Genomic DNA, 1,913 nt, shown 5'->3' on the forward strand with positions numbered 1-1,913 from the left:
TATGGTTCTCAGGTGTTCCGGTTCATCCTGAGATTCCCAGCGATCGATAATGTGCGACCTCACGATGCTTTCTACCCAATATGCCTCTGTTCCTGGCGGAATAGTCAGCACTCCGTTTGTAGTATTTGGGCTTAAACTCGTAGCTAATTTACATATTTTCTGGCTGAGAAATGGCTGTCCTTCCGTCCAAGCTAAAATTTCTTTTAAAATTGTCTGAGCATCTCCATATTTTACTTTTAATCCCTGCGCTAATGGCAGAGCTTCCTGCAAATCAAAGCCGCGCATTTCTATCGCTTTGCCGATATTAAATGGAGTCCGACTTCTCTGCTTTATTAAATCCGATGGCGTTGCTACCCCAAAAATAGCAAAAGTAATTCGCTTGTATTCCGGGTTAATTGCTCTTTGGTTATAGCAAAACCTAATTAGCGCAAAAAAATCATCAACAGGAAAATCTAAACCAAGTATACTATCAACTTCATCAAGAAATATAAATAGGCGATCGTTTGGAAAATGAATTCTGATTAATTCCTCAATAAACCAACTCAATCTCTGTAAGTAAGATACATCTTCTTGCTCTCTCCACCAAGCTTTTAAGTTAATTTTTCCTAATAATTTGAAGCCAGACCACAACTCCGCAACAAGACCTTTATACCATTGCAGTGGAGTAATACTTTCGCTGCCGATATTCGTCATATCTACAGCAGTGCATTTAAATCCCTCTCGTTCGAGACGGTGTTTTGTTCTTACTAAAAGCGATGATTTGCCCATTTGACGTGAGTTAAGGACGTAGCAAAACTCACCTTGTTTTAGGGCTTCGTAAAGTTCTACATCTGCCTGTCGCTCTACATAACTGGGGGCATCGCTGGTTAAACTTCCGCCTACTTGATATTGATAATTATTCATTAGTTTAAGATTCAGCAGTCATAATTTAATCGATCTGCTCCCACGGTTAACTCCAAGGTATAGCGGGTGAATTTCGGCATTGCTGCTGAGATTTCCGATTTCTGCGAGTTCCCTTGCTTGGCTGTGGAAACACAGCCAAACACAGGTACGTCTGTTCGCAGGCTTTACTGTTCCTGCGCCTCTGGGTAGCCGGACAAGCAAACTTAGAATGTTCTGGTGAACTACCCACACTGACCTGACGGTACAGTGTGGGCTTCCTGCCCAACAGAAAGCGTAGTAAGCTAAAACTTTACAGCCAGCATAGGCATCGTCAAGATATTTAACTTGGTTATCCATGCAAGCCCGAAGGATGCTGTTTTGCATAAAACATCCAGTACGAATAGCTTTGTCTAGCTTCCTGTACTGGGGTTGTGTACCTTCTAGCTTCAACTCGCAGACGATCGCAGCTTTCTTTTGTTATTGCTGACACGGACGATAAGATTGTAGCACAAACAAAGTGCGCGATCGCACTTATACGAACGGGCTACATCTCAGTATCTAGTGCCTCGGTAAAAAAAGAACTAGCCCTTAAAATGATTTGAATAAAAAACATTTATAGACCCCAAAAACACAAAAATTTGTGCCTGCAATTGCTGGCGACAAGATGCTTTCTATCCATTGCTTTACCTCCTACTTTTACGCTCTTTTGATTGCGAGCTTCCCCATATCTCGACTATCTCTTTTCATATGTTTTTTTATTAAACTTAATATTTATCCCCATCTGTTAATTTTACTTTTTTCGGGAAATGCTACAATCAATCTGTAGGCATATTTAAGACCAATTACTACCCACACATACCTTTATCAATATAGAAAAACGTTTTTAATAAAAATGTATAACTTTACAAAAAAACTGTTTTTTTAACTATTCATTTTTTATGTATGTCAGGAGTGAAGATATGGATAAATTTAAGTTCTCACAACGCGAAAAATCTTACTATTTAAAGGTTTGGCAACAAAATATTTGCGAA

General features: G+C 39.4%; 2 protein-coding genes. Both read right to left on the bottom strand.

All coding sequences use genetic code 11. From position 1 onward, the window contains the following. On the bottom strand, positions 1–903 hold a 903-nt coding region (locus H6S82_RS31245), incomplete at its 3' end, for an AAA-like domain-containing protein (protein WP_191057336.1). Between the two features lie 18 nt (positions 904–921). Beyond that, positions 922–1,266, bottom strand: a complete 345-nt coding sequence (locus tag H6S82_RS31250; protein WP_190464404.1) for a hypothetical protein — start codon at positions 1,264–1,266, stop codon at positions 922–924. Positions 1,267–1,913 lie beyond the last annotated feature (647 nt).

This window comes from Planktothrix sp. FACHB-1355, assembly GCF_014748295.1.
Lineage (GTDB): Bacteria > Cyanobacteriota > Cyanobacteriia > Cyanobacteriales > Aerosakkonemataceae > Aerosakkonema > Aerosakkonema funiforme_A.